Consider the following 23,672-nt stretch of genomic DNA (forward strand, 5'->3'; position numbering starts at 1 on the left):
CCCCTGCACGGGGGCCGGCGAGCGGGTGGGGGCGAGGGGTCCTCTTACACGTCGAGGAAGCGGACGTCCTTGGCGTTGCGGGTGATGAAGCTGCGGCGGGCGACGACGTCCTCGCCCATCAGGATGCTGAACAGCTCGTCGGCGGCCGCGGCGTCCTCCAGGGTGACCTGGCCCAGCAGCCGGGTCTCGGGGTTCATCGTGGTCTCCCACAGCTCGCTGGCGTTCATCTCGCCGAGGCCCTTGTACCGCTGGATGCCGTCGTCCTTGGGGACCTTCCGGCCGGCGTCGGCACCCGCCTTGAGCAGCGCGTCGCGCTCGCGGTCGGAGTAGGCGTACTCGTCGCCGACCTTGCCGCCCCACTTGATCTTGTACAGCGGCGGCCGGGCCAGGTAGACGTGCCCGGCCTCGACCAGTGGCCGCATGAAGCGGAAGAGCAGGGTCAGCAGCAGGGTGCAGATGTGCTGGCCGTCGACGTCGGCGTCGGCCATCAGCACGACCTTGTGGTAGCGGAGCTTCGCCAGGTCGAACTCGTCGTGGATCCCGGTACCGAAGGCGGTGATCATCGACTGGACCTCGGTGTTCTTCAGCACCCGGTCGATGCGCGCCTTCTCGACGTTGATGATCTTGCCGCGGATGGGCAGGATCGCCTGGAACATCGAGTCCCGGCCGGACTTCGCCGAACCACCGGCGGAGTCACCCTCGACGATGTAGATCTCGGAGTTCCGTGGGTCGGTGGAGCGGCAGTCCGAGAGCTTGCCCGGCAGCCCGCTGACGCTGAGCAGGTTCTTGCGGGCCAGCTTGCGCGCGTCCTGCGCGGCCCGGCGGGCCCGCGCGGCGGAGGCGGCCTTGGTGATGATGGTCTTCGCCTCGGCCGGGTTGGCCTCGAACCAGTGCCCGATCTGCTCGTTGCACACGCGCTGCACGAAGCCCTTGACCTCGGTGTTGCCGAGCTTGGTCTTCGTCTGGCCCTCGAACTGGGGGTCGCCGAGCTTGACCGACACGATCGCCGCGAGGCCCTCGCGGATGTCGTCGCCGGTGAGCTTGTCGTCCTTGCCCTTGAGGAGCTTCTTCTCCTCCGCGTAGCGGTTGACGATCGAGGTCAGCGCCGCACGGAAGCCCTCCTCGTGGGTGCCGCCCTCGTGGGTGTTGATGATGTTGGCGAAGGTGTGCACCGACTCGGAGTACGCGTCGGACCACTGCATCGCGATCTCGACCGACATGGCGGTGTCGTTCTTGCCCGTGCCCTCGGCGGAGAAGCCGATGACCGACCGGTGGATCGGCGCCTTGCGCCGGTTGAGGTGGGCGACGTAGTCGACCAGGCCGCCGTCGTAGCGGTAGGTGACCTCGGTCGGCTCGAACGCCTCGTCCGCGGCCTCGACCGGGACGGCCGCCTCGGCCAGCGAGTCCTCGCCGACGCCGGTCTCCGCCTTGCCGTGCCCGGGGCGCTCGTCGCGCAGCACGATGGTCAGGCCCTTGTTGAGGAAGGCCATCTCCTGCAGCCGGCGGTTGATCGTGTCGTAGGAGTAGGTCGTCGTCTCGAAGATCGAGCCGTCGGCCCAGAACGTGATCGAGGTGCCCCGCTTGTCGGTCGGGCCGACCTCCTCCAGCGGACCGGGCTTGGCGTCGGTGTAGTGCTGGTGCCACTCCTTGCCCTTGGTCCAGACGGTCACGTCCAGCTGGGTGGACAGCGCGTTGACCACGGTGACGCCGACGCCGTGCAGACCACCGGAGACGCCGTAGCTCTTGCCGTCGAACTTGCCGCCCGCGTGCAGGATGGTCATGACGACCTCGACGGTCGGCCGCTTCTCCACCGGGTGCATGTCGACCGGGATGCCGCGGCCGTTGTCCTCGACGCGGACGCCGCCGTCGGCGAGCAGGGTGACCCGGACGGTGTCGCAGTACCCGGCCAGCGCCTCGTCGACGGCGTTGTCCACGACCTCCCACACCATGTGGTGCAGACCGCGCTCACCGGTCGAGCCGATGTACATGCCGGGACGCTTGCGGACCGCCTCGAGTCCCTCGAGGACGGTGATGGAGCTGCCGGAGTAGGCGGTCTCGTTCTGGGGCGCAGCGACCACGGGGGGCCCTTCTCTCGCGCAGCTCCGCAGCCGTCCGCGCGCCCGCGACGACGGTGTCGGGAGGCGCAGGACGGCGCTCAGCGGGCTGCTGGCGGTGTGTCTCCTCCAGAGTACCGGGTCGTGCCGCGCCGAGGGCGCCGTCCACGCCCTGACGTGCTTCCAGAGCCCCTCCCGGGATGCGCACCACCACCCGTGTCGACCCCCGAGTCGACACGCCGTCTCGAGGCGGCTGGGGGCTCGGCCGGTTCCACGTGGAACCGACTTCCTCAGGCGAGCAACTGGGCGGTGGCGAGCTCCCGGTAGAGGGGGCTGACGTCGAGGAGCTCATCGTGCGTGCCCGTGGCGACCACCCGCCCCGCCTCCAGCACCACGATCCGGTCGCTGTCCAGCACCGTGGACAGCCGGTGGGCGACCACCAGCAGCGCCCGTTCCGCGCCGGCCGCGGCCAGGGTGTCGCGCAGCAGGCCCTCGTTGCGGGCGTCCAGGCTGGCGGTCGGCTCGTCGAGCAGCAACAGGGCCGGACGGGACAGCAGCGACCGGGCGATCGCCAGCCGCTGCCGCTCGCCGCCGGACAGCAGCACGCCGTCGTCACCGACCGGCACGTCCAGCCCCAGCGGGGAGCGCTGCACCACCCCGGTGAGCCCGACGTCGGCCAGCGCCCGCCACAGCTCGGGCTCGGCGGTGCCCGGGGCGGCGAGCAGCAGGTTCTCCCGCACCGTGCCGGCCAGCACCGGGGCCTCCTGCTCCACGTAGCCGATCCGCGCCCGCAGTGCCGCCCGCGGCAGCTCCCGGACGTCGGTGCCGGCCCAGCGCACCACCCCGCCGGTCAGCGGGTAGAAGCCCTCCACCAGCGCCAGGACCGTCGACTTGCCCGCTCCCGACGGACCGACCAGCGCCGTCCGGCTGCCCGCGTCGACGGTGAGGGAGACCCCGCGCAGCACCGGGTCGCCACCGCCCGGATAGGCGAAGTCGACGCCGTCGAGCTCCAGCAGGGGAACCGGGTCACCAGGCGGCGGCACCCGCAGCACCGCCGCGGCGCCACCGGCCGGGCGGTGCTCGGGCACCTCGTCGTGCTCGGGCTCGAGCGCCAGCACCTCCTGCACCCGGGCCAGCGCGCCGAGGCCGGCCTGCAGCTGGGTCCAGGAGCCGATCAGCTGGCCCAACGGCATGACGAGCAGGAACAGGTACAGGATGAACGCGACCAGGTCGGCGACGGCGATCGAGCCGGTGGCCACCCGCCAGCCGCCCAGGCCGAGCACGGCGAGGAACGCCCCCTGGACCGCGATCGACCCAGCCGGGGAGACCAGCGCCTCCAGCCGGGCCACCGCGACGCCGGCCCGGAAGGCCCGCTCCGCGCTCTCCGACACCCCGTCGACCTCCCGGCCGGTGGCGCCGCTGGCCCGGATGGTGCGCACCGCGGAGAGCACCCGCTCGACGGCGGCGCTCATCGCCCCCACCTGCTCCTGCGCCTGCCGGGACAGCACCCGCACCCGGCGGGCGGCGAGCACCGCGGTGGTCACGCCCACCGAGACGGCGAGCACGGTGACCAGCAGCAGCCACCCGTCGACGAGCGCCATCGCGATCAGGGCGCCGACGCCGACGACCAGCGACCCGGCGAGCTCCACGACCCCGCTGGTCACCGCCGCGCGCAGCAGGGTGGTGTCCGAGCCGACCCGGGACATCAGGTCACCGGTGCGCCGCCGGTCGTACTCGGCGATCGGCAGCCGCAGCAGCCGGTCGACCAGCCGGCGCCGGGTGGTGAGCACGACGCCCTCGGCGGTCCGCTGGAGCAGGTACTGCTGGCCCGCGCCGAGCAGCGCCGCAGCCACCAGCACGACGACCAGGACGACGACCACCGGCAGCACCGGCTCCCCCGCGCCGACCGCGGCGATCACCCGGCCGACCAGCGCCGGCTGGGCCAGGGCTCCTGCGGCCGCGACCAGCGACAGCGCCGCGGCGGCAGCCAGCGCGCGACGGTGCGGGTGCAGCAGGGGCAGCAGGTCGCGGAACCCGGCGGTGGGCTCGGACTGCTGCCCCGCGTCCCCGCTCACCTCGCTCAGCGGGGTGCTGCTCAGGCGGCCGCGGCCAGGGCGCCGACGACGGCGGCGAGCAACCGGGCGTGGTGCTCGATCAGCTGCGGGCGCTGCCCGTCCGGGCGGATCGCCGCCACGAACCCGACCGCGGACCACAGCTCGTCGCCGTCGTCACTGCCCAGCAGCAGCTGGCGCACCAGCGGGTCGTCGACCAGCCGGCGCAGCTGGGGACCGTCCTCGGCACCGAGCAGCACCCAGCGCCGGTCGAACTCCGGGTCAGGGCTGGGGATCTGCAGCAGACCGCCGGTGCCGTGCCGCCAGATCCGTGCCGGGGAGAGCCGGAACGCCGGGACGTCACCCAGCACCGGGGCGGCGGTGATGGCGTGCGTGCTCGCCCACCGGTCGCGGCCCAGCGGGGAGAGGACGTCGCAGGCGACCAGGTCCAGCCCGTTGCCACGGCCCCGCACCACGTTGCCCGGGCGGTCCTCCTTGCCGGGGCGGACCGGTGCGGTGGCCACCAGCTGGGCCAGCGCGGCGTCCTCCGGTCCGGTGCCGTCGGACGGCGTCCAGCCGACGGCGGCGGCCCACGCCTGGGTGCCCCACGGGTCGCCCTGCGGTGCGAAGGCCTGCTCGTAGGCGCCGGGCCGGCGCTCCCGGCGGCCACCACCGAAGAGCCCACCGCCACCGAACAGGCCACCGCTGCGGGGCGGGGTGCTCGCGCCGGACTCGCGCGGATCACCCGCCGGCGGCTGCTCGGGTCCGGTCCACGGCCCGTCCGGCTGGGGGCGGGCGGGCTGCTCCGGAGCGGGGTACCGGTCAGCGGGCGGTGCGCCCGCCGGAGGCTGGGCACCGGGGCGCTCGGGCTCCACCGCGGGCAGGTCCCAGCCCGGGGGCTGCCAGCCGGCCGGACCGTCGTCGGTGCGGTCGTCGGAGCGCGACGGCTCGGCGGGCGGCTCGGCGGGCGGCTGGGGGGCGCCTCCCGGCTGGCCCGGGTCGGGTTCGCCGCCCAGGTGCGCCGGCTCGCGCCAGCCCTCCGGGCCGCCCTCGTCGAAGGCGTCGCGGTCGCGCGGGCTGCTCATCTGCGTGTGCTCCTCGTCGTGGGTGGCGGGCGGGGTGCGGGTCGCGCTCAGCCGTAGGTGTCGCGCGGGCCGCGGCCCCGGACGGTGCGCGGGCCCTTCTTCCAGTTCGGCGCCGTCGGACCGACAACGCGCAACTTCGTCACGACGTCCCCGCCGACCCCGGCCCGCAGCCGGCCCAGGATCGAGGGGGCCAGCAGGCGCAGCTGGGTGGCCCACGCGGTGGACTCCGCGACCACGAGCAGCTCCCCCTCGGTGAGCGACTCCGGCCGGCAGTGCGCGGCGATGTCCGGACCGACCAGGGCGTCCCACCGGCCGAACACCGCGCCGACCTTCGTGCGCGCGGTCCAGTCCTGCTGGCTGACCAGCGAGTCGACCAGGGAGCCCAACGGCTGCGGGTCGTCCGCCCCGGGACCGGGCCCGGTCCAGGACCGGCGCGGGCCCGCGACCCGGCGCCGGGTGGGCCGGGGTCGGGACGCTGACGCCGCCCGGGCCGCGTCCAGGGCGGCCCGGGCGATGTCGGAGGGGCGCGCCGGCCGGTCGGCGGACGGCTGGTCAGGCACCGGTGACCTCCTCCAGCGGCAGCCCCGCCTCCGGCCGGACGACCCGGGCCTGCCCGTCTGCGATCTCCACGCGGGTGCCGCGCAGCGCCGCAGGCACGTCCTCGGCGACGGCAGCCGTGATGAGGGTCTGCTCGGCGGTGACCGCCACCTCGGCCAGCGCGGACCGGCGGTCGGTGTCCAGCTCGGCGAAGACGTCGTCGAGCACCAGCACCGGGTCGTCGCCGTCGTCGCGCAGCAGGGCGAAGCAGGCCAGCTTGACCGCGAGCGCGAACGACCAGGACTCCCCGTGGCTGGCGTAGCCCTTGGCCGGGGCCGGCCCCAGGTGCAGCACCAGGTCGTCGCGGTGCGGGCCGACCAGGGTGACACCGCGGTCGACCTCCTCCTGGCGTCGCTCGGCCACCCGGTCGCGCAGCGCGGCCGCGAGCTCCTCGGCCGCGGGCAGCACCCGGTCCGGGTCGACCGGGGCGCCGTCCCCGGCCAGCGGCACAGTGCTGCTGTAGCCGAGTGCCGCCCGGTCGGCCGCGGGCCCGGCGACGCCGGCGTAGGCGGCGGCCACGTGCGGGGCCAGGTCGGCGACCAGGCGCAGCCGGGCGGCCAGCAGCTGACCACCCAGCTCGGTGAGGTGGCCGTCCCAGACGTCGAGCGTGGCCAGGGCGTTGCCCCGCGCGAGCTTCGCGGTCTTCAGCAGCGCGTTGCGCTGCTTGAGCACCCGGTCGTAGTCACTGCGGACGCCGGCCAGCCGCGGGGTGCGGCTGACCAGCAGGTCGTCGAGGAATCGGCGGCGCTCGGCCGGGTCGCCACGGACCAGCGACAGGTCCTCGGGGGCGAACAGCACGGTCCTGACCAGCCCGAGCAGCTCCCGCGGGCGGGGCAGCGGCGCCCGGTTGACCCGGACCCGGTTGGCCCGCCCCGGGTTGATCTCCACCTCGACCAGCAGCTCCCGGTCCTCGCGCCGCAGCGCCGCCCGGACGATCGCCTGCTCGGCGCCGTGCCGGACCAGGGGGGCGTCGGCGGAGACCCGGTGGCTGCCCAGCGTGGCCAGGTAGCCGACCGCCTCGACCAGGTTTGTCTTGCCCTGCCCGTTGCGCCCGACCAGGACCGTCGGCCCGGGGGTCAGCGGCAGGTCGACCGCCTCCCAGCTGCGGAACTGGGCTACCTGCAGGTGCCGGACGTACACGGCTCAGGCGCGCCCGCGCCCTCCACCAAAATGGCCATTTTGGTGGAGGGCGGGGGACGGGACGGGAACCGGACGGCTCACGCGGGCTTCTCGGCCTCCTGCTGCTGGACGGCCTGGACCGCGTGGCCACCGAACTGGTTGCGCAGTGCGGCGACGGCCTTCATGGTCGGCGAGTCCTCCTGCCGGGAGGCGAACCGGGCGAACAGCGAGGCGGAGATCGCCGGCATCGGGACGGCGTGCTCGATGGCCTGCTCGACGGTCCACCGGCCCTCGCCGGAGTCCTCCGCGTAGCCGCTGATCTTCTCCAGCGCCGGGTCCTCCTGCAGGGCGCGGACCAGCAGGTCCAGCAGCCAGGAGCGGATGACGGTGCCCTGGGTCCACGAGGCGACGACGCCGGGGACGTCCTCGATCAGGTCGACGGCGGCCAGCAGCTCGTAGCCCTCGCCGTAGGCCTGCATCATCGCGTACTCGATGCCGTTGTGGACCATCTTGGCGAAGTGGCCGGCACCGCACGGGCCGGCGTGCACGAAGCCGGCCCCGGGGATGGCGTCGCCGGACTCGTCGTGCGGCGCCGGCGGCTTGAGGGCGTCGAACACCGGCTGGGCCTTCGCGACGTCCTCGACGCTGCCGCCGACCATCAGCGCGTAGCCGTTCTCCAGGCCCCACACCCCGCCGGAGACCCCGGCGTCGATGTAGCCGATGCCCTTCGGTCCCAGGTGCTCGGCGTGCATCTTGTCGTCGGTGAACTTCGAGTTGCCGCCGTCGATGACCACGTCACCGGGGCTGAGCAGCTCGCCCAGCTCCCGGACCGTGGCCCGGGTGGGCTCCCCGGAGGGCACCATCACCCACACGATGCGCGGCCCCTCGAGGGCCGCGACCAGCGCCTCGAGGCTGTCGACGTCCCGCTTCCCGGGCGAGCGGTCGTAGCCCACCACCTCGATGCCCGCGCGGCGCACCCGCTCCGCCATGTTGGCGCCCATCTTGCCCAGCCCGACCAGCCCCAGCTGCACGTCCGGTCCTCCTCCACGCTCGTCTCCCGCGGGGTCCCGCGGGTGGTCTCGGTGGGCGCACGCGACGCTGCGGGCCCAGCTCCCGGGTCCGGCCCGGGATCGTCCTGCCCCATCGTGCTCGCCCCCTCCGGGGTCCGCACGCCCGGGGGCGGCTCAGCCGGGCAGGCGCACCGGCATGATCAGGTAGCGGTAGCTGCCCGGCCGCTCGGCGGGCCGGGACGCCTCGGCGTCCTCGGCGGCGGGCTCGGGCACCCCGGAGAGCACCGCAGGCTTCAGCGCGGTGGTGAAGTCCATCCGCGCCCGCTCGGTGTGCACCGCGGCCAGCCCGTCGAGCAGGAACGTCGGGTTGAAGCCGATGGTCAGCGGGTCGCCGTCGAACTCGACGTCGCAGCGCTCCTCGGCCTGGCCCTCGTCGTCGGTGCCGCCGGCCCGGAGGGTGACCTGGCCCGGGGTGAACTCGCAGCGCAGCGGCGTGCCCCGGTCGGCGACCAGCGCCACGCGCTTGGCCGCGTCGGTGAACAACCCGACCGGCAGCGTGGCGTACGAGGCGGACTCGGTCGGCATGATCGCCCGGTACTTCACGAACTCGGCGTCCAGCAGCCGGGTGGTGGTCTGCCGGTCCTTGCCGGACAGCCCCAGGATGCCCTCCCCGGACCCGCTCGAGCTCAGGGACAGCACCACCTCGGGTCCGCTGGTCAGCGTCTTGGCGGCGTCGGCCAGGGTGCGTGCGGGCACCAGCACGGCGGCGGAGAGACCGGGGGTCTCCGGGCGCCAGGCGAACTCGCGGACCGCCAGCCGGTAGCGGTCGGTGGCGGCGAGGGTGACCAGGTCGTCCTCGATCTCCAGCCGGACGCCGGTCAGCATCGGCAGGGTGTCGTCCCGCCCGGCGGCGACCGCCACCTGACCGACGGCCTCGGCGAAGGCGTCGCTGTCGACGACCCCGGCCGTGGACGGCAGGGAGGGCAGCGACGGGTAGTCCTCCACCGGCAGCGTCGGCAGGCTGAACCGGGCGTTGCCGCAGGAGATCGACAGCCGGGCCCCCTCGGCGACGACGTCGACCGGGTGCGGCGGCAGGGCGCGGGTGATCTCGGCCAGCAGGCGCCCCGGGACCAGCGTGCGCCCGCCCTCGGTGGACTGGACGTCGATCTCGGACCGCGCCGAGACCTCGTAGTCGAAGCCGGAGACCGACAGCTGGTTGCCCTCGACCTCCAGCAGGATCCCGGCCAGGACCGGCACCGACGGCCGAGGCGGCAGGCTGCGCGCGGTCCAGGCGACGGCCTCGGCGAGCACCTCACGTGCCACCCGGAACTTCATGTGGAAACCCATCCCTGCTGTCGTCCGCCCGCTCGTGCGGCGGGGTGTGCGGCGCCCATCCTCTCCTGACCGGCCCCCTGTCTGACCAGTCCCCCGTGCCGCCGACCCACCAGCGGCACTCCTCGCTGCGGCCGGAGGCCCCCGGAGCGCGGGCCGACCGGGCCCGATCCGGGCCGTCCCCACCCAGAGTGTGGTTCGAGAACTCCTCGAGATAACTCCCTCATCCTCGTCATCACGGGTGTGGATGCTGGGGACTCGGCCTGTTCCTGCACGTCAGCCCGGACGTGGGCCTGTTGGTGCGCTGTGGGCCGGTGACCCTCGTCCTGTGTCGACACGTGGACAACTCGACGGTTGTGCACCGTCGTCGTCGCCGGTCCACCCTGCGTCCCCGGTCCACCCGCAGCGTCGTCCCCAGTCCGTGCCCAGCCCCCCGGTCCCGCGCCGGTCGTCCACCGTCGTCGGTTGACGACTTGTGGACAGGGCGGGGACGACGACCACGAGCGATCCCCGGGCGCCGGCCCCCGGCCCCGGCCGCTGCGGCCCACCGGACGGTCCACCTGCGGTGCAGCCTTGGGGACCGGATCTCCCCAACCTGTGCACAGATCTGGGGACAAGGCGACACGGAGCGGTGGTCGCGCACCGCAGCACGGCACCGCGGGCCGGTGGACCGCACGCGTCAGGCCTCGTCCCGAGCGTGCGGGGACGAGGCCTGACGGGTCCTGCGGCTACTGCCGGGCGCGGCTCTTGATCCGGGCGGTCAGCTCGGTGACCTGCGTGTACGTGGCCCGGCGCTCGCTCATCAGACCGGTGATCTTCTTGACCGCGTGCATGACCGTGGTGTGGTCCTTGCCGCCGAAGGAAGCGCCGATCCGCGGCAGGGACAGCTCGGTGAGCTCCCGGCACAGGTACATGGCGATCTGCCGGGCGTTGACCAGCGTGCGGCTGCGGTTGGCGCCCTGCAGCTCCTCCATCGTCACGCTGAAGTACTCCGCCGTGGCGGCCATGATGATCGCGGCGGTGATCTGCGGGCCCTGCTCGTCGCTGATCAGGTCCTTGAGCACCAGCTCGGCCAGCGCCAGGTCGACCGGCTGCTTGTTCAGGCTGGCGAAGGCCGTGACCCGGATCAGTGCACCCTCGAGCTCGCGGATGTTGGTCTGCACCTTGCTGGCGATGAACTCCAGCACCGCGTCGGGGGCCTGCAGCCGCTCGCCCCACGCCTTCTTGCGCAGGATGGCGATGCGGGTCTCCAGGTCCGGCGCCTGGACGTCGGTGATGAGCCCCCACTCGAAGCGGGTGCGCAGCCGGTCCTCCAGCGTCGTCAACTTCTTCGGCGCGCGGTCGGAGGTGATCACGATCTGCTTGCTGGCGTTGTGCAGCGTGTTGAAGGTGTGGAAGAACTCTTCCTGCGTCCGTTCGGCGCGCTCCAGGAACTGGATGTCGTCGATCAGCAGGAAGTCGATGTCCCGGTAGCGGCGGCGGAAGTCCTCGGCCCGGCCGGAGTGCACGAGGTTGATGAACTCGTTCGTGAACTCCTCGGTGCTCACGTAGCGCACCCGGACGTTGGGGAACATCCGGGCGGCGTAGTGGCCGATGGCGTGCAGCAGGTGGGTCTTGCCCAGCCCGGAGTCGCCGTAGATGAACAGCGGGTTGTAGGCCCGGGCCGGCGCCTCCGCGACCGCGACCGCCGCCGCGTGGGCGAACCGGTTGCTGTTGCCGATGACGAAGCTGTCGAAGACGTACTTGGGGTTCAGCCCCGGGTCCAGCCCGGCCGGACGGCGGTCGGCGAACAGCGGGACGGCACCTCCGCCGCGCCGGCGCTCACCACCCCGGTCGTCGGCCGGTCCACGCCCGGCCAGCTGCTCGGCGTCGTCACCGGAGTCCCGGTCCCAGGGGGCCAGCCGGCCCTGCACGCCCACGCCGATGCCCGACTCCGCGCCGGCCGGCGACCACTCGGGAATGGCGTCCTCCCGCGGCGCGCCGCGGGACCAGTCCCGTCCGTCGCCGGACTCGGGCAGCCAGACGCCGGCCTGCCCGGGCCCGCTGCGGCCGGTGTCTCCCCGGTCGCCATCGGCCCGGACCGCGTCGGAGCGCACCCCGAAGGCGCTGCGACCGTCGTCGACCCGGTCGCGGTCGGCGCGGTCCTCGGCGGCGCGGTCCTGCGCGGCGCGCTCGCGCTCCGCGGCGGTGCGCTCGGCCGGCGGCCACTCCGCGACCGGCCCGTCGGCCGCGGGGCGCTCCCGCTCGGCAGGTGTCCAGCGGCGGTCGTCGGGGTCGGCACCCCGACGGGGGCTGCTGGGAGCCGGCATGTCCTCCAGCTGCACCGCGACCCGGATGGCGCGGCCGAACTCCGCGGACAGGGCCTCGGCCAGCTGCATGCGCATGCGGGACTCGAGCACCGTCTGGGTGAACTCGTTGGGAGCCGCCAGCACCGCGGTGTCCTCGACCAGGCCCAGCGGGCGGGTCAGCTCGAGCATCGCCTTCTGCTGGGGGGACAGGCTGCTGGAGAGCCGCTCGCGGATCTGGTCCCAGACCGTGGCCAGGTCGACCGGGGAGTCGGCCATCGTCTGTGTCCCTTCCCGTTCTCAGGTCGTCGCTCCGCACCCGTCGTCCACAGGTCGGTCCGTGCCCGGCGGGCCGGTCGGTCCACTGCACGGTCCCCGGGTGTGGACGTGGAACCGTGACGTTCCACATGAGTGTCCACAGTCTGTGCACGCCCGGCGACGCGTGGCCCGCCAGCCAGCGGGGGCCGATGTCCGGACGCGGCGTCCTCGCTGGTCGGCGCCCGGCCGAGGGGACCCGGGGAAGCTGGCGAGCGGCTGGCCGGAGGGGCGGGGTGGTCGACCCGGGACCCAGTCGTCCAACGCGGAGCGACGGCGACGCTAACAGCCCCGTCCACAGCCGGGCAACGACGGCGACCCCGGACCCCCGGGACGTCGACGGCGTGTCCTCTCCCGGTGCCCCGGTGACCGGTGCACCATGACGGGTCGGGCCAGCGCCGCAGACCCGTCAGGCTCTCGGCTATGCTGGTCGGAGCTGTGCACGGCGTCCTGCGCATCGTGGGCCCGCGCAGCGCCAGCAGCAAGAACAGTGCCACCAGCACCAGCGTGGCAGCGGCGCCCGTCCGGGTCCGTGCCGCATCGATGTCGTCAGCAGTGGGAGTACCTCGTGAGCAAGCGCACGTTCCAGCCGAACAACCGCCGCCGGTCCAAGACCCACGGCTTCCGGCTGCGGATGCGCACCCGGGCCGGTCGCGCGATCCTCGCCGGCCGTCGCCGCAAGGGTCGCGACAAGCTCTCCGCCTGAGGTGCTGCCCGCGCAGGCACGCCTGCGCCGGCGGCCGGAGTTCACCGCGGTCGTGCGGTCCGGCCGGCGTGCCGGCCGTCCGACCCTGGTGCTGCACTACCTCTCCGAACGGCCCGTCGCCCGGGTCGGGGGCTCTGCTGCCCCGGACTCCGGGCCACGGGCCGGTTTCGTGGTCGGCAAGACCGTCGGCAACTCCGTCTGCCGGCACCGGGTGACCCGCCAGCTGCGGCACCTGGTCGCCGCCCGGCTGGACCGTCTCCCGGCGACCGCCGACCTGGTGGTCCGCGCCCGTCCGGAGGCGGCCGGGGCCGACTCCACCGCACTCGGCCGCGACCTGGACAAGGGTCTGGACCGGCTGCTCGGGGCCCGCTCGTCGTGAGCGGTTCCCCCAGCCGTGCCCTGCTGGCCGCGGTGCGCTTCTACCAGCGGGCGATCAGCCCGGTGTTCCCGCCGCGCTGCCGTTTCCACCCCAGCTGCAGCGCCTACGCGGTCGAGGCCCTCGAGGTGCACGGCGCCGCGCGCGGCACCTGGCTGGCGCTGCGGCGGCTGGGCCGGTGTGCCTCCTGGCACCCGGGGGGTGCCGACTTCGTCCCCGAGCGGACCGACTCGCAGCGGCGCGGAACCGGAGAGACCACCCACTCGTCGTGCACTGCGGCGCAGCCGTCCGAGCAGTCCCCGGAGCCGGCGGCTCCGGGAGCCGCCGGGGCGCGTCGACCCGACAGTGCACCCCCGCCGGCCCCGCGCCGGTCTGCGCAGCAGGAGGCTGGCGTTGCTTGACTGGCTGTACACCGCGATCGCCTGGGTGATGAAGCAGTGGCACGCACTGTTCTCCACCTTCCTCGACCCGGCCGGTGGTATCACCTGGGCGCTGTCGATCGTCTTCCTGGTCATCACGATCCGGCTGCTGCTGTTCCGCCTGTTCGTCAAGCAGGTCAAGTCCCAGCGGGCGATGCAGGAGATCCAGCCGGAGATCCAGAAGCTGCGCAAGCAGTACGGCAGTGACAAGCAGGGCTTCAGCCAGGCGATGATGGCGCTGCAGAAGGAGCGCGGGGTCAACCCGCTGGCCAGCTGCCTGCCGATCCTGCCGCAGATCCCGGTCTTCATCTCGCTGTTCCACGTGCTGCGCCGGCTCGCGCCGGGCAAGGAGGGCCTCTACAGCTGGTCCACCGAGCTCACCCAGCAGGCGTCGATCGCCTCGCTGTTCGGTGCGCCGATCTCCTCCTCGTTCAACATGGCCGAGCCGAAGCGCTCTGCGGTGCTCGACGCTGCCGACGCCAGCATGCTCAACGTCCGGATCGTCGCGTTCGTGCTGATCGTCGTCATGTGCCTGACGACCTTCTTCACCCAGAAGCAGATCATGAAGCGCTCGGGCCCGGTCGAGGGTCAGGCCGCGATGATCCAGAAGCTGCTGCTCTACGGCATGCCCATCAGCCTCTTCGTGACCGGCTTCTTCTTCCCGGTCGGCGTGCTCCTCTACTGGTTCACCAACAACCTGTGGACCATGGGGCAGCAGTTCTACATCCTCAAGAAGCTCCCCCCGCCCGGTTCGCCGGCCGCGCTGGCCAAGGCCGCCGCCGACAAGCCGAAGGTCGACCCGAAGGCCCTGGCCCCCAAGCCCGGCGCCAAGCCGGTGCGTCCCAAGTCCGGCCGTCCCGCGACCGCCGCCCCGGAGTCCACGGCCGACGGCGATGGCGCCGCACCGGAGACCCCGCCGGCCTCGGGCAACGGTGCCGGTCCCGGCAGCCCGGCTGCGAATGGCGGCACCGGCAGCACGGCGGCCGGCGGCAGCGCCAACGGCCGCCCCGCCGGCGGCAACCGGCCCCGCCAGGGCGGCGGCGGGAACCGCGGCAGCGGGCCCGCCAATCGCGGCAAGCGCAAGCGACGCTGACGCCGACGGCGCACCCGGGCTGTGGTCCGCGCGGTGCCCGTCCCCTCGACCACCGGGTACGCCCGGCCGCCTGCACGACACCGGAGGACCGAACGTGACTGCACCCGACAGCGACACCGCCGCGACGGCCGAGGCCACCTCGGACGCAGTGCTCCCCCAGGTCGGGGGCGGCGGTGACCCCGCACTGCCCGACGCCGACCCAGCGTCCGCGGACGCCGTCGTCGAGCCGGTCGACCCGATCGACGACGAAGCCGACGACGACGAAGCCGTCGACGACGAGAGCGACGAGGACGGGGACCAGGACGCCGACGGCCTGCTGGTCCGCGAGGGCGACGTCGCCGGCGACTACCTGGAGCGCCTCCTCGACATCCTCGACGTGGACGGCGACATCGACCTCGACGTCGAGGGCGACCGCGCCTCGGTCGCCGTCGTCGGTGGTCAGCTGAAGACCCTGATCGGCCCGGACGGCGCCACCTTGGAGGCGCTGCAGGAGCTGACCCGGCTCGCCGTGGCCCAGTCCACCGGGGTGCGCAGCCGACTCATGCTCGACATCGGCGGGTTCCGCGCCAAGCGCCGGGCCGACCTCACCAGCCTCGCGGCCGCCGCCGCCGAGCGGGTGGCGCAGAGCCGGCAGCCCGAGCGGCTCGCCCCGATGAACCCCTTCGAGCGCAAGGTCGTGCACGACGTCGTCGCGACGACGGCCGGAGTGCGCAGCGAGTCGGAGGGCGAGGAGCCGAACCGCCGCGTCGTGGTCCTGCCCGACGCGTGAGCGGGGGCGACCCGGCCGGTGGGGAGACCGAGAACCGAGACTCGGTGGTTCCGGTAGCTCCACCGGTGGCGGAGCGGGTCTTCGGCCCCGCGCTGGGTGCAGCCACCGCGTACGTGGCCAAGCTGGCCGGTGACGGGGTCACCCGCGGCCTGATCGGGCCCCGGGAGGTCGAGCGCCTCTGGGACCGGCACCTCCTCAACAGCGCGGCGCTGGCCGAGGTCGTCCCGGAGGGCTCCCGCGTGGTCGACGTCGGCAGTGGGGCCGGGCTGCCCGGCGTCCCACTGGGTCTGGCCCGGCCGGATCTGCAGCTCGCGCTGGTCGAGCCGATGGCCCGGCGGGTGGAGTTCCTGGCCGAGGTGGTCAGTGACCTCGACCGTCCGTGGCAGGTCGTCCGCGGCCGCGCGGAGGAGCGTGCCGTCGTCCGCGCCGTGGGACCGGTCGACGTGGTCACCGCCCGCGCCGTGGCCCCGCTGCCCCGGCTGGTCGGCTGGTGTCGCGGGCTGCTTCGGCCCGGGGCCCAGCTGATCGCCCTGGTGGGCGCCCGGGCGGCCGCCGAGGTGCCGGCGCTCGTCCCGGAACTGGAGGCGGCGGGGATGCGGGACATCTCCACGCGGGCCGTCGGTGTCGGGCTCGGCGCCGCAGCCACTACCGTGGTGCTGATGACGCGGGTCGGCGTCCCGCGCCCACCCCGCTGAGCAGCTCAACGCGTTCCACGTGGAACACGACCGCGTCGTTCCACGTGGAACGCAGTCCGTGAGGAGGACGCACCGATGACGGACCCGGGCGAGCGGCTGCGCACCAGCCTCGCCGCCGACCAGGCAGTCGGTGCCGAGTTCGACAGCCCGATCGCCGCCGAGGCGATGCGGGCCACGCGTGTGCTGCACGCGGCCGACCAGGACCCCTTCCCTCGCCCCGGCCGGATCCGGGTGATCACCGTGGCCAACCAGAAGGGTGGCGTCGGGAAGACCACCTCGACGGTCAACCTGGGCGTCGCACTGGCCATGTACGGCCTGCGGACGCTGGTGATCGACCTCGATCCGCAGGGGAACACGAGCACCGCCCTGGGTGTCGAGCACACCGTCGGCACGCCATCGGTCTACGACGCACTGGTCAGCGACGCCACCCTCGCCGAGGTGACCCACCCGACGACGGCCAGCCCGAACCTGCACTGCGTCCCGGCGACGATCGACCTGGCCGGCGCCGAGATCGAACTGGTCTCCGTGGTCGCCCGCGAGCACCGGCTGCGGCGCTCGATCGAGGGCTACCTCGACGGGCTGCCGCCGGAGGAGCGGCCGCACTACGTCCTGATCGACTGCCCGCCGTCCCTGGGGCTGCTGACCCTCAACGCGCTGGTCGCCGGGGACGAGGTGCTCATCCCCATCCAGTGCGAGTACTACGCCCTGGAAGGGCTCGGGCAGCTGCTGTCCAACATCGACCTGGTGCGGGCCCACCTCAACCCGGGCATCTCGGTGAGCACCATCCTGCTCACCATGTACGACGGCCGCACCAAGCTCGCCGACCAGGTGGCCGACGAGGTGCGCAACCACTTCGGTGACCTGGTGCTCACCGCGGTCATCCCCCGCAACGTCCGGGTGAGCGAAGCCCCGGGGTACGGCCAGTCGGTCCTCACCTACGACCCGGGGTCGCGTGGCTCGACGAGCTACGTGGAGGCCGCCCGGGAGCTCGCCGTGCGGGGCGCGCGGCTCGCTCCGGCGTCGCCGTCGGTCCCGCCGCCGGCACAGCCCCGGACGGCGGCGCAGCCGGCTGTCCGCTCGGCGCCGCCCCCACCCCCGCCGCCGCCCGCGGTGGCCGCCCTGGTGCTCGGCGAGCCGGTCGCCGGCCCCGCCACGGGTGGACGGCATGACACATGAGCACCGTCCGCCCCATGAGCCACACCTGGGCGCCGCTGCGGCGCTCCGGCATCGGTTGTTCCACCCCCGCGCCGCACCGGCGGCCGGGCAGCAGCGAGGAGAACCAGTGACCAAGCGCGGCGGACTCGGCCGGGGCCTCGCGGCCCTGATCCCCACCAGTGCGCCGGCGCCCACGGCGACGCCCGCGGCTCGCGCCGCGGAGGCAGCCGAGGCGGAGGCGGCGGGCGTCGGCGCCCCGGACGAGGCGAGCCCTCCCCCGCCCACCTCGCTGACCGAGCGGGCCGCCGCCCGGGATGCGGCTGCTGCCGTGGAGCCGGTCGCCGGCGTGCCCGGTGCCCAGCTGCGCGAGGTGCCGGTCGGCGACGTCGACCCCAACCCCAAGCAGCCCCGCCAGGTCTTCGACGACGAGGCGCTGGAGGAGCTGGCGCACTCCGTCCGGGAGTTCGGCCTGCTCCAGCCGATCGTCGTCCGCGAGGCAGGCGAGGGCCGGTTCGAGCTGATCATGGGTGAGCGCCGGCTGCGCGCCGCCCGGGCCGCGGGTCTGGAGGCGGTGCCGGCGATCGTCCGGGACACCACCGACGACGCCATGCTCCGCGACGCCCTGCTGGAGAACATCCACCGGGTGCAGCTGAACCCGCTCGAGGAGGCAGCGGCCTACCAGCAGCTGCTGGAGGAGTTCGGCGCCACGCACGAGGAGCTGGCGGCCCGGATCGGCCGCAGCCGCTCGCAGGTCACCAACACCATCCGGCTGATGAAGCTCCCGGTGAAGGTGCAGACCCGGGTCGCGGCGGGGGTCATCTCCGCCGGCCATGCCCGGGCGCTGCTGGGCCTGCCGGATGCCGAGGCGCAGGACGCGCTCGCCACCCGGATCGTCGCCGAGGGCATGTCGGTGCGGGCCACCGAGGAGGCCGTCGCGCTCGCGGTCGCCGAGAGCCCCACCACCGCCCGGCGGTCGCAGCGGAAGATCAGCGCGCCCGGTGTCGAGGACCTCGCGGGCCGGCTGTCGGACGTGTTCGAGACCAAGGTCAAGGTGCAGATCGGGCGGGCCAAGGGACGTATCGTCGTCGAGTTCGGCTCGGTCGACGACCTGCAGCGCATCGTCGGCATGATGGCGCCGGACATCACGGGGCGCCGCAACGACTCCTGAGCCGCGACCAACGGACGCCGGAGATGTTCCGTCACTGACGGAACATCTCCGGCGTCCGTTCTAGCTGCGGGTGCCGGCGCGGCGGGCCAGCAGGCGGCCGAGCACGTCGCCCAGCCGGTGTCCGGCGGCTTCGACGGCCATCGGGAACATCGAGGTCTCGGTCAGCCCCGGGGAGACGTTGACCTCGAGGAAGTGCACCTCGCCGTCGGGGGTGACGATCGCGTCGGTGCGGGAGAGGTCGGCCAGCCCGAGCGCGCGGTGCACCTGCAGCGCCACCTCGGCTGCACGGGCGGCGACCGCGTCGTCGACCCGTGCCGGTGCGTGGTACTCGGTGAGGCCGGGGGTGTAGCGGGACGTGTAGTCGAAGACCCCGGACTCCGGGGCGATCTCCACCGCGGGCAGCGCCTGCGGCCCGTCACCGAGGTCGACGACGGACAGCGCCAGCTCGACCCCGTCGACGAACCGTTCCACCATCACCGTGTCGCCGTAGGCGAAGCAGCTGACCATCGCCGCCGGCAGGTCTTCCACGCGACTGACCTTCTGCACGCCCAGCGACGAGCCACCGGTGGCGGGCTTGACCATCAGCGGCAGGCCCAGCCGGGCCACGATGAGGTCGAGCACCGCGCCGGCCCCGAGCTCGCGGAACGTGCTGTGCGGCAGGGCCACCCAGTCCGGCGTCGCGACGCCCGCCGACCCCACGACGGACTTGGCCGCGGGCTTGTCCCAGGCGAGTCGGCAGGCCGCCGCCGGGGAGCCGACGTAGGGCACCCCTGCCAGGTCCAGCACGGCGCGCAGGGCGCCGTCCTCCCCGGTGGCGCCGTGCAGCGCGATGAACACCGCGTCGACCGGTGCGGCCGCCAGGCCGGGCAGCAGCTCGGCGTCGGCGTCGTGCATCCCGGCGTCGACTCCGGCGCGGGTCAGGGCCTCGACGACCTGGCTGCCCGACGAGAGGCTGACCTCGCGTTCGAAGGTCAGGCCGCCCGCGAGCACCAGGGCACGCAAGGGGTGCTGGTCGGGCCCGGTGGCCTCCACCGGTGCGGCGGCCGGCTCGCTCATGGCTGGCGGTCTCCACTCTGGTCGCTGTTGGACGGGCCGATGACGGGGGGCGTGCTGGGACGCGCGGCGCGGAAGGTGCCGGTGTCGACCGCGTCGAAGGTCGAGTGCAGGTCCAGCTCGGCCTCGATGACCCGGCCGAGCCGGCGGACGCCCTCGCGGATCTGGTCCGGCTCCGGGTAGCAGTAGGACAGCCGCATGTACTCCTGGCCCTGCCCGTCCGCGTAGAAGCCGATGCCCGGCACGTAGGCGACGTGCGCAGCGACCGCGCGGGGCTGCATGAGCTTGGCGTCCAGCCCGTGCGGCAACTTGAGCCACACGTAGAAGCCACCTTCGGGGCGGGTCCACGTCGTACCCGACGGCATGAGCGCGCTGAGTGACTCCAGGGTGGCGTCGCGGCGCTCGCGGTACAGCTCGGTGAAGACCTTGATCTGCTCGCGCCACGGCTGGGTGTCCAGGTAGCGGGCGACGGCGTACTGGGTCAGCGACGGCGGGCAGAGCACCTGCGCCTCGGTGGCAAGCACCAGCTTCTCGCGGACCGCCAGCGGCGCCAGCACCCAGCCCACGCGCAGGCCGGGCGAGAAGGTCTTGGAGAACGACCCCAGGTAGATGACCCGTTCGTCGTTCCGGGCCCGCAGCGCGCGCATCGGCTCACGCTCGAAGCCCAGCAGGCCGTAGGGGTTGTCCTCGATGACCAGCAGGTCGTACTGCTCCGCGATCGCGATGATCGCCTCGCGCCGGGGCTCGGACAGGGTGACGCCGGCCGGGTTGTGGAAGTTGGGCACCGTGTAGAGGAACTTGACCCGGTCGCCCCGGGCCCGGCACTCCAGCAGCGCCTGCTCCAGCGCCTCCGGGATCAGCCCGTCGTCGTCCATCGCGACGTGCCGCACCTGGGCCTGCGCGGCCTGGAAGACCCCGAGCGCGCCGACGTAGGACGGCGCCTCGGCGATGATGACGTCACCGGGGTCGATGAACACCCGGGTGACCAGGTCCAGCCCCTGCTGGGAGCCGACCGTGACGACGACCTCGCTGGGCGAGGCGTCGGTGATCCCCTCCAGCGCCATGACGTCGCAGATCCGCTCGCGCAGCCGGGGGTCGCCCTGGCCGGAGCCGTACTGCAGGGTCTGCGCGCCCATCCCGGAGACCAGCTCGCCGATCATCGAACCGACGGCGTCCAGCGGGAGGGCGCTCACCGCGGGCATGCCGCCGGCCAGCGAGACCACCTCGGGCCGGCTGACCACGGAGAAGAGCGCCCGGATCTCCGAGCTCTTCATGCCGTGGGTGCGTGCTGCGTACCGGTCCGCCAGCGGGTCGAGCCGCGGGTGACGTGGGTGCACAGGAGGGGTCACCCGTCGCAGTGTATGCCGCTGCTCCCGGCGCGGGACGGGGGACGTCCCGGATCGGCCCCCGTCCAGGGGGGCCGGCGCTGAGTTGCGAAGTGTGGGGAGGAAGGGGCTGCTTCGTCAGCCGCGGGCGGGCAGCAGGAAGGTGCCGGTCGGCGGGTCGGCCTCGGCCGGCAGGAACAGCCGCTGGACGGCGGCGACGACGGCCTGAGCCACCGTGCTGCGCAGCCGGGCGTCCAGGAGCAGCAGCCGGTCGACCGGGTGGGAGAGGTAGCCGCAGTCGACCCGGACGGCGGGCATCCGGGTCATCCGGAGGATGTCCCAGGTCTTGGGGTGCGAGCCGCAGTCGAGCATGCCGGTGCGGGCGATGACCTCCCGGCGCACCAGGTTGGCGAACTGCTCGCCCACGGTGGAGCTGGCTCCCGAACCGGTGCCGTAGTAGTAGCTGGCGACCCCGCGGGCGTGGGCCGAGCCGTGCGCCTCCATGTGCAGGGAGAGGAAGAGGTCGGCACGGGCGTCGTTGGCGAAGGCGGTCCGCTCGGCGGCGGTGGGGTCGCCGGTGCGCCCGTGGGTCAGGTAGACCGTCGCGCCGGCCGCGGCGAGCCGCCCCTCGATGCGGGAGGCGAGGTCGAACACGAGGTCGGCCTCGGTGGTCTCGCCGGCGGTGAAACCGGTGTCCTGACCGCCGTGCCCGGGGTCGATGACGATGACCCGGCCGATCAGGTGCGGCCCGGAGTCGACCAGCGAGGCGCTCTGCCGGAGCAGCTGCGGCCGGCCGCCGGTGACCCGGCGGCCCAGCTGCTTCAGCGCGCGCAGGGTGGCCGGGCCGCACGTGCCGTCGGCGGTGAGCCCGTAGTCGCGCTGGAAGGAGCGCAGCCCCGCCTCGGTCTCCGGGCCGAGGATGCCGTCGGCGCGCCCCGCGTCGTAGCCGAGCTCGAGCAGCAGCTCCTGCAGGCGGCGGACGTCGTCGCCGCGGGCGGGGTGCTCGGGGTCGTGCCGCAGCAGCCGGTCACCCAGTGACCAGCGCGCCTCGGTCAGCGCCCGGTACGTCTCCTCACCGACGAGCCCGTCGACGGACAGCCCACGGACCTGCTGGAAGTGCCGGACCGCCAGCTCGGTGACCTCGTCGTACTGCCCGGATGCCGGCTGGCCGGCGAGCATGTCGAGCGTGCTGAGCACCGCTTGCACCTCGGCCACCGCAGGGCCAGAGCTGCCGGGTCGCAGGACGTCCATGCGGAAGGGGTCACTCCTGTTCGCGGGTCCGGCCGGTCGCCGGGTGGGGCGGGCACCGTCGATTGTGGCGGGTGTGGCTCCGCGGCGCGCGCACCGGGTGACGGGAGGCCCGCGATCCGGTGACGCGTGGCCACCGGACGGGTGACCGGCAGGATGCCGACCGGGACACGACGAGGCCCGCCGGTCCAGGGACGGGCGGGCCTCAGACGCGCCTGCGGCGGGCAGGCGGGACGTCGCTCAGATGTAGTCGGACAGGTCCGACAGGATGGCGCCCTTGGGCTTGGCGCCGATGATGCTCTTCACCGGCTTGCCGCCCTGGAAGACGGTCATCGTGGGGATCGACATGACCTGGTAGTCACGCGCGATCTGCGGGTTCTCGTCGATGTTCAGCTTGGCGATCGTCAGCTTGTCCGCGTGCTCGGCGGCGATCTCCTCGAGCACGGGGGCGACCATCTTGCACGGTCCGCACCACTCGGCCCAGAAGTCGACCAGCACGGGCTTGTCGCTGCCCAGGACGTCGCTGGCGAAGCTGGCGTCGGTGACGGTCACGGTGTTGCCTGCCATGGTGCTGCTCCCTGTGGTCGCTCGGGTGTCTGCCTGTTGAACCAACCGGCCATCGCTTCTATGCCCCGGTCAGGCCCCCTCACCGGGTCGCGCGCCGAGCCTGCGAGGCGTGGGGGGCGAGGGGGTCCTTCCTCAGCGCTCGTCGAAGGTCTCGGCGAGCCAGCGCTCGGCGTCGATCGCCGCCTTGGCGCCGGTGCCGGCGGACGTGATGGCCTGCCGGTAGATCTTGTCCACGACGTCACCGCAGGCGAAGACGCCGTCGATGTTCGTCCGCGTGGTCGGGTGCTCGGCGAGGATGTAGCCCTCCTCGTCCAGCTTGAGCTGGCCGGCGAAGAGCTCGGTGCGGGGGTCGTGGCCGATGGCCACGAACAGGCCGGAGACCGGCAGCTGCTCGGTGGCCCCGGTCTCGACGTCGGTCAGCTCGACGGCGGAGACGGCGTTGTCGCCGTGCACGTCGGTGACCTGCTTGCCCAGCGCCCAGCGGATCTTCTCGTTGTCCTGCGCGCGCTTCTGCATGATCTTCGACGCCCGCAGCTCGGTGCGGCGGTGCACCACGGTGACCGACTTGGCGAACCGGGTGAGGAAGGTCGCCTCCTCCATCGCGGAGTCGCCACCGCCGACCACCACGATGTCCTGGTCGCGGAAGAAGAAGCCGTCACAGGTGGCACAGGCCGAGACGCCGTGGCCGAGCAGGCGCTGCTCGTTGTCCAGGCCCAGGTACCGGTACTTGGACCCGGTGGCCACGATGACGGCGTGTGCCCGGTGCACCTCCGAGCCCACCTTGACGATCTTCGGGTCGGCGGTGAGGTCGACCTCGGTGACGTCGGCGGGCACCAGCTCGGCGCCGAAGCGCTCGGCCTGGGTGCGCATGTCGTCCATCAGCTGCGGGCCCTGGACGCCCTCGGGGAACCCGGGGTAGTTCTCCACCTCGGTGGTGGTCATCAGCGCGCCGCCGAACTGGGAGCCCTCGAACACCAGCGGGTGCAGGTTCGCTCGGGCTGCGTACGTGGCAGCGGTGTAGCCGGCCGGGCCGGACCCGATGATGATCAGGTCACGGACGCCGTCGTGCTCCGCCGGGGGGATGGCGGGGTGGGCCGGGTCCGTGGAGACGGCGGGGCCGGGGGTGGGCTGGTCACTCGTCACAGGGCGCACAACCGACAGCCTAGGGCCGTCATTCCTCGACGCCAGGGCCCTCACCCATGAGGCGGAAAGGGGCGTTGCAGCGGCCTCGGGCCGGCGTTGCCGCGGGC

General features: G+C 73.7%; 21 protein-coding genes. 8 read left to right on the top strand and 13 right to left on the bottom strand.

Annotated features, from left to right (window positions below; all coding sequences use genetic code 11):
- Positions 1-44: 44 nt before the first annotated feature.
- The 8 genes from gyrB to dnaA form a co-directional block, all read right to left on the bottom strand.
- Positions 45-2,078, bottom strand: coding sequence for a DNA topoisomerase (ATP-hydrolyzing) subunit B (gene gyrB, locus ACI79Y_RS07610; RefSeq protein ID WP_457157891.1), 2,034 nt, complete (start codon positions 2,076-2,078; stop codon positions 45-47).
- A gap of 266 nt (positions 2,079-2,344) precedes the next feature.
- Positions 2,345-4,129 carry an ABC transporter ATP-binding protein gene (locus ACI79Y_RS07615; RefSeq protein ID WP_457157892.1) on the bottom strand — a complete coding sequence of 595 codons (1,785 nt, stop codon included), beginning with the start codon at positions 4,127-4,129 and terminating at the stop codon, positions 2,345-2,347.
- 20 nt (positions 4,130-4,149) lie between these two features.
- The gene (locus ACI79Y_RS07620) at positions 4,150-5,190 is read right to left on the bottom strand and encodes a hypothetical protein (protein ID WP_457157893.1); all 1,041 of its coding nucleotides are present in this window, start codon (positions 5,188-5,190) and stop codon (positions 4,150-4,152) included.
- Between the two features lie 47 nt (positions 5,191-5,237).
- Positions 5,238-5,750: a DUF721 domain-containing protein gene (locus ACI79Y_RS07625; RefSeq protein WP_457141599.1), complete on the bottom strand. Its 513-nt coding sequence runs from the start codon at positions 5,748-5,750 to the stop codon at positions 5,238-5,240.
- On the bottom strand, positions 5,743-6,927 hold the full coding sequence (gene recF / locus ACI79Y_RS07630; RefSeq protein ID WP_457157894.1) for a DNA replication/repair protein RecF: 1,185 nt from the start codon (positions 6,925-6,927) through the stop codon (positions 5,743-5,745). Before recF ends, ACI79Y_RS07625 begins: the two co-directional genes overlap by 8 nt.
- A gap of 77 nt (positions 6,928-7,004) precedes the next feature.
- Positions 7,005-7,937, bottom strand: coding sequence for a phosphogluconate dehydrogenase (NAD(+)-dependent, decarboxylating) (gene gnd, locus ACI79Y_RS07635; RefSeq protein WP_457157895.1), 933 nt, complete (start codon positions 7,935-7,937; stop codon positions 7,005-7,007).
- A gap of 153 nt (positions 7,938-8,090) precedes the next feature.
- Entirely contained in the window at positions 8,091-9,251 is a 1,161-nt protein-coding gene (gene dnaN / locus ACI79Y_RS07640) for a DNA polymerase III subunit beta (RefSeq protein ID WP_457157896.1), read from the bottom strand.
- Between the two features lie 725 nt (positions 9,252-9,976).
- Complete coding sequence (gene dnaA / locus ACI79Y_RS07645) at positions 9,977-11,812, bottom strand: chromosomal replication initiator protein DnaA (protein WP_457157897.1); 1,836 nt, start codon at positions 11,810-11,812, stop codon at positions 9,977-9,979.
- Between the two features lie 604 nt (positions 11,813-12,416).
- Here dnaA and rpmH point away from each other — a divergent pair.
- The 8 genes from rpmH (at position 12,417) to ACI79Y_RS07685 (ending at position 18,229) form a co-directional block, all read left to right on the top strand.
- Positions 12,417-12,554 carry a 50S ribosomal protein L34 gene (gene rpmH / locus ACI79Y_RS07650; protein WP_056296149.1) on the top strand — a complete coding sequence of 46 codons (138 nt, stop codon included), beginning with the start codon at positions 12,417-12,419 and terminating at the stop codon, positions 12,552-12,554.
- Between the two features lies 1 nt (position 12,555).
- Positions 12,556-12,933 carry a ribonuclease P protein component gene (rnpA, locus tag ACI79Y_RS07655; protein ID WP_457157898.1) on the top strand — a complete coding sequence of 126 codons (378 nt, stop codon included), beginning with the start codon at positions 12,556-12,558 and terminating at the stop codon, positions 12,931-12,933.
- Positions 12,930-13,331 (top strand): membrane protein insertion efficiency factor YidD, encoded by a 402-nt coding sequence (yidD, locus tag ACI79Y_RS07660; RefSeq protein WP_457157899.1) that lies wholly within the window; start codon positions 12,930-12,932, stop codon positions 13,329-13,331. The genes rnpA and yidD overlap by 4 nt, the downstream gene beginning before the upstream one ends.
- Entirely contained in the window at positions 13,324-14,442 is a 1,119-nt protein-coding gene (gene yidC / locus ACI79Y_RS07665) for a membrane protein insertase YidC (protein WP_457157900.1), read from the top strand. The genes yidD and yidC overlap by 8 nt, the downstream gene beginning before the upstream one ends.
- Before the next feature lie 94 nt (positions 14,443-14,536).
- Positions 14,537-15,211, top strand: a complete 675-nt coding sequence (locus ACI79Y_RS07670) for a Jag family protein (protein ID WP_457157901.1) — start codon at positions 14,537-14,539, stop codon at positions 15,209-15,211.
- A gap of 65 nt (positions 15,212-15,276) precedes the next feature.
- A complete protein-coding gene (rsmG, locus tag ACI79Y_RS07675) occupies positions 15,277-15,906 on the top strand; it encodes a 16S rRNA (guanine(527)-N(7))-methyltransferase RsmG (RefSeq protein ID WP_457157902.1) in 630 nt (209 codons plus the stop codon).
- A gap of 75 nt (positions 15,907-15,981) precedes the next feature.
- Entirely contained in the window at positions 15,982-17,082 is a 1,101-nt protein-coding gene (locus tag ACI79Y_RS07680; RefSeq protein WP_457157903.1) for a ParA family protein, read from the top strand.
- A 106-nt stretch (positions 17,083-17,188) separates the two neighbouring features.
- Entirely contained in the window at positions 17,189-18,229 is a 1,041-nt protein-coding gene (locus tag ACI79Y_RS07685) for a ParB/RepB/Spo0J family partition protein (protein ID WP_457157904.1), read from the top strand.
- Between the two features lie 60 nt (positions 18,230-18,289).
- Here ACI79Y_RS07685 and ACI79Y_RS07690 read toward each other — a convergent pair whose 3' ends face one another.
- The 5 genes from ACI79Y_RS07690 to trxB form a co-directional block, all read right to left on the bottom strand.
- Positions 18,290-19,285: a D-alanine--D-alanine ligase family protein gene (locus tag ACI79Y_RS07690; protein WP_457157905.1), complete on the bottom strand. Its 996-nt coding sequence runs from the start codon at positions 19,283-19,285 to the stop codon at positions 18,290-18,292.
- A complete protein-coding gene (locus tag ACI79Y_RS07695; protein ID WP_457157906.1) occupies positions 19,282-20,631 on the bottom strand; it encodes an aminotransferase-like domain-containing protein in 1,350 nt (449 codons plus the stop codon). Before ACI79Y_RS07695 ends, ACI79Y_RS07690 begins: the two co-directional genes overlap by 4 nt.
- A 114-nt stretch (positions 20,632-20,745) precedes the next feature.
- Positions 20,746-21,858, bottom strand: a complete 1,113-nt coding sequence (locus ACI79Y_RS07700; RefSeq protein ID WP_457157907.1) for an N-acetylmuramoyl-L-alanine amidase — start codon at positions 21,856-21,858, stop codon at positions 20,746-20,748.
- A gap of 237 nt (positions 21,859-22,095) precedes the next feature.
- Complete coding sequence (gene trxA, locus ACI79Y_RS07705; protein ID WP_153359386.1) at positions 22,096-22,422, bottom strand: thioredoxin; 327 nt, start codon at positions 22,420-22,422, stop codon at positions 22,096-22,098.
- Positions 22,423-22,554: 132 nt separating this feature from the next.
- On the bottom strand, positions 22,555-23,574 hold the full coding sequence (trxB, locus tag ACI79Y_RS07710) for a thioredoxin-disulfide reductase (protein WP_457157908.1): 1,020 nt from the start codon (positions 23,572-23,574) through the stop codon (positions 22,555-22,557).
- Positions 23,575-23,672 lie beyond the last annotated feature (98 nt).

It is taken from the genome of Modestobacter sp. SYSU DS0875 (assembly GCF_054050915.1).

Coding starts and splice junctions, on each gene's coding strand:
- trxA (WP_153359386.1), bottom strand. CDS start 22,422: ATGGCAGGCAACACCGTGACCGTCACCGACGCCAGCTTCGCCAGCGAC.
- ACI79Y_RS07700 (WP_457157907.1), bottom strand. CDS start 21,858: ATGGACGTCCTGCGACCCGGCAGCTCTGGCCCTGCGGTGGCCGAGGTG.
- ACI79Y_RS07690 (WP_457157905.1), bottom strand. CDS start 19,285: ATGAGCGAGCCGGCCGCCGCACCGGTGGAGGCCACCGGGCCCGACCAG.
- dnaN (WP_457157896.1), bottom strand. CDS start 9,251: ATGAAGTTCCGGGTGGCACGTGAGGTGCTCGCCGAGGCCGTCGCCTGG.
- ACI79Y_RS07620 (WP_457157893.1), bottom strand. CDS start 5,190: ATGAGCAGCCCGCGCGACCGCGACGCCTTCGACGAGGGCGGCCCGGAG.
- dnaA (WP_457157897.1), bottom strand. CDS start 11,812: ATGGCCGACTCCCCGGTCGACCTGGCCACGGTCTGGGACCAGATCCGC.
- ACI79Y_RS07680 (WP_457157903.1), top strand. CDS start 15,982: ATGACGGACCCGGGCGAGCGGCTGCGCACCAGCCTCGCCGCCGACCAG.